Genomic DNA, 7581 nt, shown 5'->3' on the forward strand with positions numbered 1-7581 from the left:
ATTATACAACTATTATGCAAACGATACTAAAAGAATTACCAAGCGATCTCGACCAGGAACGCCTACCCAAACATGTCGCGGTGATTATGGATGGCAATGGTCGTTGGGCAAAACGTCGAGGCATTCCTCGGATTATGGGTCATCGCCGAGGCGTAGACACATTAAAACAGTTGTTGCGCTGTTGTGATGATTGGGGTATCCAAGCCCTGACTGCTTATGCCTTTTCTACCGAAAATTGGGGACGTCCTATCGAAGAAGTTGAGTTTTTGATGACGCTGTTTGAGCGGGTGTTAATTCGAGAACTCAAAGAGATGATGGAGGAGAATGTACGCATTCAGTTTGTGGGGAATTTAACGGCATTACCGCAATCCCTGCAAAACCAGATTGAACGGGCAATGACTCAAACCCAAAATAATACCGGGATTCAATTTACCGTGGCGACTAATTACGGTGGACGGGAAGAGATTTTGCAGGCTTGTCGGACAATTGCGACTCAGGTTCAACACGGTCAGCTTCAACCAGAGGATATTGATGAAGCGCTGTTTTCTCGTCATCTTTATACTGCCAATATCGGTGATCCTGATTTGCTAATCCGCACCAGTGGAGAGATGCGTTTGTCCAATTTTCTCCTCTGGCAAATGGCTTATGCTGAATTTTATATTACCGACGCTTTTTGGCCCGATTTTGACCGCGAAGCGTTTCATCAAGCTTTAATTGCTTATCAGAAACGAGAGCGACGGTTTGGAAAGGTTTGAGATTTAAATTTTGAGTTTTGACTGTTAAGGGCGTGCAATGGCGCGTCTGAATTGTCAGTTAATCATTCAAAAATTAACTCTGAGAATTGAGAATTTTAAGGACCAGAGAAAACTGCTGCTTCTACATCTTCGCGACTGAGGGAATACTTGAAAGAACGCATAATGTCACGTTGTCCTTCCGCTGCATTAATGTAACGCACAGCTAATTCCTCAACTTCCAGACAGAGTTCGGCTTGCCAATTTAATCGTTCCACGCGCCAGCAATTGAGTTCGTTGCTATCTTGTTGACATCCTTGAGAACGGAGCCATTTTTCGATTTCAGGAAGGGGATGGTTATAGAGAGGAGTGTCAGATGAAGGAAGTACCATAGAAGTCTTCATAGATTGAGGGATGGAACAAAAATAGGGATTGATGGTGGATTAGATGGGGAGAAAAGTTGGTTAGAAGGGGGATATCGAGGGATTCGCTGTAGTTGACTTAGGGGTGGCGTGGTGACTCGACTAGATAGAGATATCCCAGAAACTTGAAAGGCATTGTCTCCTCGGGTTAAGCCAATCACAATTGCCAGTACCAAGCATCCCACGAAAGTTATCCCCAAAATAAATAGGGCAAATAACTCGCCAGGGGAGAGGGGACGATCTGTGGGGTCAAGGTAAGCTGAGGATGAATGATCAACTCGCGATCGCACAACGGGACGGTTCAATCCGGGTGGAGGTTGAATGACGTTGACACGAGAATAGCGAATAGTTCGATCATACAGGATTCGCCGTTCTGGACTACTCAGAGTCGCATAGGCTTCATTAAGCTGTTGGAACTTCGTCTTTGCCGTTTCCTTTGGTAAGTCGGTGGTATCGGGATGGTAACGTTTACTCAGTTCCCGATAGGCACGACGGATATCTAGAGCAGATGCGCTAGGGTGTACCCCCAGAATCCCATAATAGGTTATGGATTGTAGCTCTTTACTTGTCCTAGTCTTCTGTTTTACCCAGTCTTGAGCCATCCTAGCTGGTATAACAAACGGTCTTTAACATTTTACGCGATCGCTCTCGGTTGGTGAGCAGATAAGGAAAATTCTGCTCGTAGTAGGGGCTTTAGCCAAAGACTAAGCCTGGGCAAAAGAGTTTACTGAACTTGACCAACAAACTTGGGGTCAGGGCGGGTTTATTGAATTGAGGGGTTTCTGGCAACAGGTAACGGTAAAACCCGCCCCTACGAGTCAATTTGTTTTTTCTGTATCTTGGCTGAATTGTCAAATAAAGCGGTAATAAAACCAAGATATAATTTGTGTGATTAGCTTCGCGCTTTGCCGAAGGCAATCGCGCTTTCTACTGTCCTTATCTGAAAGTGCTGCTGTAGAGCCTATAGGCAGGCACATTTGCCCATGGGAAAAACTATACCATAAAATCGTGCGATCGCCTGCTGAAACGCCAATTCTATCGGGGGTGATCAGAAACCTGGGAGAAATGGGTACACTTAGTCTAACTCTGCGCTAGTCGCACGAAAGCCTCCCCCCAGTCAGCAGGTTGTTATCAATGAATACTGTTTTAGTTGTCGAAGATTCTCTCAGCCAGCGGGAATGCGTTGCTCAGCAGTTAACGTGGAGTGGTTGGAATGTCATTCAAGCCCGTGATGGTGTAGAAGCACTCCAGCAAATTCAGATCAATTCTCCCGATTTAGTGCTATTGGATCTGCTGATTCCCCGGATTGATGGCTACAGAGTTTGTCGCCTAATCAAGGCAAATCCTCACACCCAAAATATTCCCGTGGTTCTTTTAACTGGAAAAGGACAGCGTTTAGCCCTTTCCTATGGTATTAAACACGCTGAGGCTTATGTCGGTAAACCTTGGCAACCGAGAGAATTGCTAGATACCCTGAAACGAGTGTTACTGGATACGAAAAAAGAACCGCAAATGGCTTCGGCTGATACCTGGACAGATTATGGTATTCTTATTTTCAAGATTATTAAACTTTATGAATGCCGCGTCCAACCTTGGACTGAGTATGGTTCCCAAATTATTAAACTCTATGAAAAGGCGTTGACAGCTTTTGAAAAGGCGTTGACAATTGAACCCTATCACCTACGAGCCAATCATTACCGCTTAATGGTTGAGCAAAAGTGGAGTAGTTTACAGGTAAAATTAGAACAGTCTCAACCCTGTAAAGTTTGTCAGTATTATCATGGCAAAGATGGAATTAACTGTGCTGTTTATCCCTGGGGGCGTCCGGGAGAATTTTGCCTAGATTGGGAATTGATTTAGTCGTTGTTTGTAGTAGGCTGTTCGGCATTTAAACCTTAATATCAATAATGACGAAAGCCGTGTAGTGCGTTTAGCGAAGCCATGCCGCAGGCTTTGCATCTTGCTCGCTACTAATACCCAATTTAAATGCATGACAGCTTAGGCACGAAGCGTGCCTTAATACTTTATTGATAAGCACTAAAGTGCTTACTACGGACAGGGAACGTTAAAAAAACAAGTAGGTGGGGATAATTAAAGTTGTTCCCTGTTCCCTGTTCCCTAATCTCAACCGTTAACTTTAATTGTGTCCACCCACTTATCAGGCACAATAACTAGCAATAACCCGCCCGATTCCCTTAAACCGCTGATAATAAGTTTGACTTACTTTATCTCCTTGATCCGAAAGCCGATCAATTCCAATCCCATTACGACCATCTTCTTTTCCCGAACTGTGAATATAATAGCCATCGCCTAAAAAAAGACCCACATGATTGATTTTCTCAGGTGTGCCAAAGAAAACCAGATCACCCGCTTGCGCTTCTGCTAAAGGAATTGATTGAATAAACGCCTGCTGCTGATAAGAATCTCTCGGTAACCAAATTCCCGACGCCGCAAATGCTGCTTGCATTAATCCGGAACAATCATAATTGGGTGCCACGGTTCCCCCCCACAGGTAATAATTCGGCTGCTGCATGGCTTTTTTGGTAAATGCTATCACCTCTGGGAGTTGGTGTTGGATTTGAGGACGGGAGAGTGCGATCGCATGATAAGGTTGAGAGGCGATTTCCAGTTGACTGATATCCTCGACTCGTAACCAAGCCTGATATCCATCCTCGCATAACTGCACCTTTACCGCTTGTTCCCTGGCTGTCGATAACAAGGGGTGTAAATGGCGTCCAGCCGCCGCTTGAGTGGCTAAACTCGTACAGGCGGGAGAATCATAGAGGTCTAAATTAACACGGCAGATGTACTCACCATGTTTTAATGCAGATAATTCTTGCAGTACCACCATATTGGTAAGCGTTGACATCACTTGTTGAGAGCAAATTATGACATTCTTTCGTAAGGACGACCAACTGGAAAAAATTGGCACAGAGATTCTCGACGCCGTTTGGTTAGAGTTTCCTGGACTCGCCCGCAATCAAATCGCTCTCACCTGGATGGTCTATGATCCCCCGATTCCGGTTAATACAGGGGGGGCGCTTTCGGCGGATGAATTTTGGAAGTATCCCGTCCGAGGTTTTAGTTATCGAGGGGTTGAGCGAATTTATCCAGCCGATTTGGTTGCCCTATTTTATCTGGTCGCCATTGAAGAATGGTTAGAAAGTGCCATGGTTGAATCATCGGATGAACTGGAACGGGCAATTAAGGCGATGATGGTTGATGCTAGCCATGATGCTTTAAGTTTAGTCGTCGATATCTTGAGTGGAACCACCAGTGGTCCAGAGTTAACCCCTGGTCCCTTTGAAACCTGGAAGCTACAACGTAATATTGTTAATCGTTACTTTCAATCCCTGGGTTGGCAAGACTTAGAGTCGATAAATGTCAATCAAAAAACCTGGAGTGATGGACCTTATGGTCGGGAACGGCTGTTTATGGGAACATTGATGGAAAATCGGAATATGTTAACCACCAATGCCACAGCACGGCTCCTCCATAGTATTGTGGGTGGCGTGACGGTATCCTCCGTGCGATCGCAGGTGATGATGAGTCTGCTTAAACGCAATCTGAACCCTGCCGATACTCAGGATACCCCCAATCATCAAATTACTGGATTCTTAGGCGCTGGTCTTCCGCCAGAGGCTCAGTTGTGGTCTAAATCCGCCTGTTCATCTCAAGTGCGCCATGATGCGGCTTACATCGAGATCCCATCGATATTACCCTATCTCCTGGTTGTATTCACTGAAAGCAAAACTCAGAGTCAAAATCTAGACCTTCTCCCGTTTATTTCTCAAAAGGTTGTACAAGCAATGAGTATTGTTTCCATTCATTAAGAATACGGAAAATTAGGGCAAGTTGCGGTAATCTATACAGAGGTTCTGGAAAATTACCGCAGAAAATTATTGGATTACGCATCTCTAAGATAATGAAACTTATTGAGAAGCACGTAGTTCGTCAAGGCACTCGAAAATGGAAAGAGATTGATGACTTAGCCTTCAAGTCGAAAAATCTTTACAACCGAGCCAATTACGAAATTCGTCAACATTTCTTTAAAACACAGCAAAATTTAGCGGTCGTCGTGTTAAGCGTGGGTTGTACCAATCAAAAATCGGCGTCAAATTCAACGCCGACATCAACGGCAGTTACAACATCATTCGTAAAGTAGTCCCAGATGCTTTTGGCAACGGGATAGAGGGTGTAGTAGTTCACCCAGTTAAGATTACTCTTGCCAACTAATTTCCGCGATCTTCCGCAAAATTAGGAACTATATTGACTTAGTGGCGAGGAAGCCGCAATCCTAGACAATAATAAGCAAATCGGTTTTGCTAATTTCAATCTTTACATCTTTTGTCGAGGAGTGACCTTGAAACATAATCTTTTACGCTCCGTTACTTACGGCGTTGGTTTAGGGGTAGTCACAATGGGGAACCATCCCTTACCCGTTCACGCTCAAGTATCTAGTCTAGGCGGATCATTGACTCGCTTAGAATCCATTGCGGCTGAGGTACGCACCGAGGGGACGGCTGAACCCGCCAATGCTTGGGTTAATCGACTGACAGGTGACCCCGCACTGACTCAAGATGCAGTCAATCTCCCGGCTGGGTCTTCACTGCCAGAAACTACACCCCTACCCAGTGCTACTGTAGACTCACCGACTCCCTCTGTATCCTGGAGTAAAGGACTCTCCAACAATTCAGCTACCGCCCAGAGTTCGCTGAATTCAACGGTTGCAGATTCTCCAGCCTCATCTCTAAAGCGTATCAGTCCAGAGGATGCGATCGCGACTCAGCCTATCCCCGAATCTCTGACATCATCTGCTGAGGCGCTAACCCTACAACCGACTCAGGATGCAGAAATTGTCTTGAATGAGTCACAGACTTTGGCTCAAACCGATTTGGATATCCGCCGAGGAACTCGCGGCGTTCCCAACTATTTAGGGATTGGGGTCAACATTGGTTTAACTGAAGATGATGATGAGGCTACCGATGATGGTGGCGGAACAGCGTTAGGGGATGCTGGTTTTGTGATCAACGGCAAAATCGGTTTGTCTCGTACTCTATCCCTGCGCCCAGGTGTAATCATTGGCGATGATGCACTCTTTATGGTGCCCCTGACTTACGACTTTATCATTCCCCGTGTTGATCCCTTTGAACCTGTGCGCTTTGCGCCGTTTTTAGGCGGAGGTGTCGCTTTGTCAACGGATAGCGATGACAATATCGGATTTTTACTGACTGGGGGTGTGGATGTACCTTTGTCGCGTTCCTTTGTCGCCAACGGGTCAATTAATATTGGTTTTATCGAAGATGAAACTGATATCGGGATTATCCTTGGCGTCGGTTACACATTTCCTGATTTCTAGTTCCTAGCCAATTTTTCTCGGTAGGGGCGACCCGCTTACCTAAATTAACAACACCATTCCACTCAATTGGGTCGGGTCGCCCTCTGTAGTATGCGCTCAGGCAATTGGTTGAGGCTTGGAGGTGAGCATGTAAGAAGACAAGTAAACCTCCACGGTTTAAACGCAAAAGACGGTAAGCTATTGAATAACAATAGTTTTGCGATCGCGCCTCCGAACTGACCCACACTCCTTTGTCTCAAGTCTTTAGTGGGTTCCATCAACGACAAAGGACAAATGACAAATGACCAATAACAAAGCTTATGGCAGATTCAATTATGGAAAACCGCGACTATACTCTAATCATCGATAAAAGTGGCAGTATGTCAACACCTGACCAACCTGGTGGACAAACCCGTTGGTATACCGCCCAAGAATCAACCCTCGCCCTCGCCCGAAAATGTGAACAGTTTGACCCCGATGGTATCACCGTTTACCTCTTTTCCAGTCGCTTTAAACGGTACGACAACGTTACCTCAGACAAAGTGGGACAAATCTTCTTAGAAAATGATCCCATGGGGCGGACTGACTTAGCCAGTGTACTTCAGGATGCACTCAATAGCTACTTTCAGCGCAAATCGGCGGGACAAACCAAACCCGAAGGCGAAACCATTTTAGTCATCACCGATGGGGAACCGGACGATCGCAAAGCCGTGATGCGAGTGATTGTAGAAGCATCGCGCCATATAGACAGGGATGAAGAATTGGCAATTTCTCTGATTCAAGTGGGTAACGATCCCACAGCCACGCGATTTCTCAAGATTCTCGATGATGAGTTGCAAGGGGCGGGTGCCAAATTTGATATCGTTGACACCGTTACCCTGGATGATATGGCAGATATGACGTTACCTGAAATCTTGTTGAACGCGATTCAGGATTAAACGGGCTCTCCCGTACATAAGGTGATAAATTTTCCTTATATGTGTAGCGATTGGCTTGATTTGAAGAAAACCTAGCTTAATCGCTTAATTAGTTGGGTTTCCTTCGTCAACCCAACCTACAAGCATTACACCGTGGGACTTTGGCTTAATTC

Annotated in this window: 8 protein-coding genes; 5 read left to right on the top strand and 3 right to left on the bottom strand. The window is 45.5% G+C overall.

The window, feature by feature from the left end:
• Positions 1 to 14 precede the first annotated feature (14 nt).
• Positions 15 to 755 (top strand): isoprenyl transferase, encoded by a 741-nt coding sequence (locus tag RH949_RS01320; protein WP_006102997.1) that lies wholly within the window; start codon positions 15 to 17, stop codon positions 753 to 755.
• Positions 756 to 850: 95 nt separating this feature from the next.
• On the opposite strand, the gene RH949_RS01325 is transcribed toward RH949_RS01320, so the two are convergent.
• Both RH949_RS01325 and RH949_RS01330 read right to left on the bottom strand, forming a co-directional pair.
• A complete protein-coding gene (locus RH949_RS01325) occupies positions 851 to 1123 on the bottom strand; it encodes a DUF3143 domain-containing protein (RefSeq protein WP_006102904.1) in 273 nt (90 codons plus the stop codon).
• Positions 1124 to 1131: 8 nt separating this feature from the next.
• Positions 1132 to 1755 (bottom strand): J domain-containing protein, encoded by a 624-nt coding sequence (locus tag RH949_RS01330; RefSeq protein WP_006103090.1) that lies wholly within the window; start codon positions 1753 to 1755, stop codon positions 1132 to 1134.
• A 532-nt stretch (positions 1756 to 2287) separates the two neighbouring features.
• Here RH949_RS01330 and RH949_RS01335 point away from each other — a divergent pair.
• Positions 2288 to 3013 (top strand): response regulator, encoded by a 726-nt coding sequence (locus RH949_RS01335; protein WP_006102956.1) that lies wholly within the window; start codon positions 2288 to 2290, stop codon positions 3011 to 3013.
• 298 nt (positions 3014 to 3311) lie between these two features.
• Here RH949_RS01335 and RH949_RS01340 read toward each other — a convergent pair whose 3' ends face one another.
• Positions 3312 to 4004 carry a C40 family peptidase gene (locus tag RH949_RS01340; RefSeq protein WP_446351689.1) on the bottom strand — a complete coding sequence of 231 codons (693 nt, stop codon included), beginning with the start codon at positions 4002 to 4004 and terminating at the stop codon, positions 3312 to 3314.
• 37 nt (positions 4005 to 4041) lie between these two features.
• On the opposite strand from RH949_RS01340, the gene RH949_RS01345 reads away from it, so the two are divergent.
• The 3 genes from RH949_RS01345 (at position 4042) to RH949_RS01355 (ending at position 7429) form a co-directional block, all read left to right on the top strand.
• Complete coding sequence (locus RH949_RS01345) at positions 4042 to 4986, top strand: serine hydrolase (RefSeq protein ID WP_006102922.1); 945 nt, start codon at positions 4042 to 4044, stop codon at positions 4984 to 4986.
• A 530-nt stretch (positions 4987 to 5516) separates the two neighbouring features.
• Positions 5517 to 6512, top strand: a complete 996-nt coding sequence (locus tag RH949_RS01350) for a hypothetical protein (RefSeq protein ID WP_446351686.1) — start codon at positions 5517 to 5519, stop codon at positions 6510 to 6512.
• Positions 6513 to 6811: 299 nt separating this feature from the next.
• A complete protein-coding gene (locus RH949_RS01355; protein ID WP_446351687.1) occupies positions 6812 to 7429 on the top strand; it encodes a vWA domain-containing protein in 618 nt (205 codons plus the stop codon).
• Positions 7430 to 7581: the final 152 nt, after the last annotated feature.

The organism is Coleofasciculus sp. A1-SPW-01 (genome assembly GCF_040217205.1).
Classification (GTDB): Bacteria; Cyanobacteriota; Cyanobacteriia; order Cyanobacteriales; family Coleofasciculaceae; genus Coleofasciculus; species Coleofasciculus chthonoplastes_A.

Coding starts and splice junctions, on each gene's coding strand:
- RH949_RS01320 (WP_006102997.1), top strand. CDS start 15: ATGCAAACGATACTAAAAGAATTACCAAGCGATCTCGACCAGGAACGC.
- RH949_RS01325 (WP_006102904.1), bottom strand. CDS start 1,123: ATGGTACTTCCTTCATCTGACACTCCTCTCTATAACCATCCCCTTCCT.
- RH949_RS01330 (WP_006103090.1), bottom strand. CDS start 1,755: ATGGCTCAAGACTGGGTAAAACAGAAGACTAGGACAAGTAAAGAGCTA.
- RH949_RS01335 (WP_006102956.1), top strand. CDS start 2,288: ATGAATACTGTTTTAGTTGTCGAAGATTCTCTCAGCCAGCGGGAATGC.
- RH949_RS01340 (WP_446351689.1), bottom strand. CDS start 4,004: ATGGTGGTACTGCAAGAATTATCTGCATTAAAACATGGTGAGTACATC.
- RH949_RS01345 (WP_006102922.1), top strand. CDS start 4,042: ATGACATTCTTTCGTAAGGACGACCAACTGGAAAAAATTGGCACAGAG.
- RH949_RS01355 (WP_446351687.1), top strand. CDS start 6,812: ATGGCAGATTCAATTATGGAAAACCGCGACTATACTCTAATCATCGAT.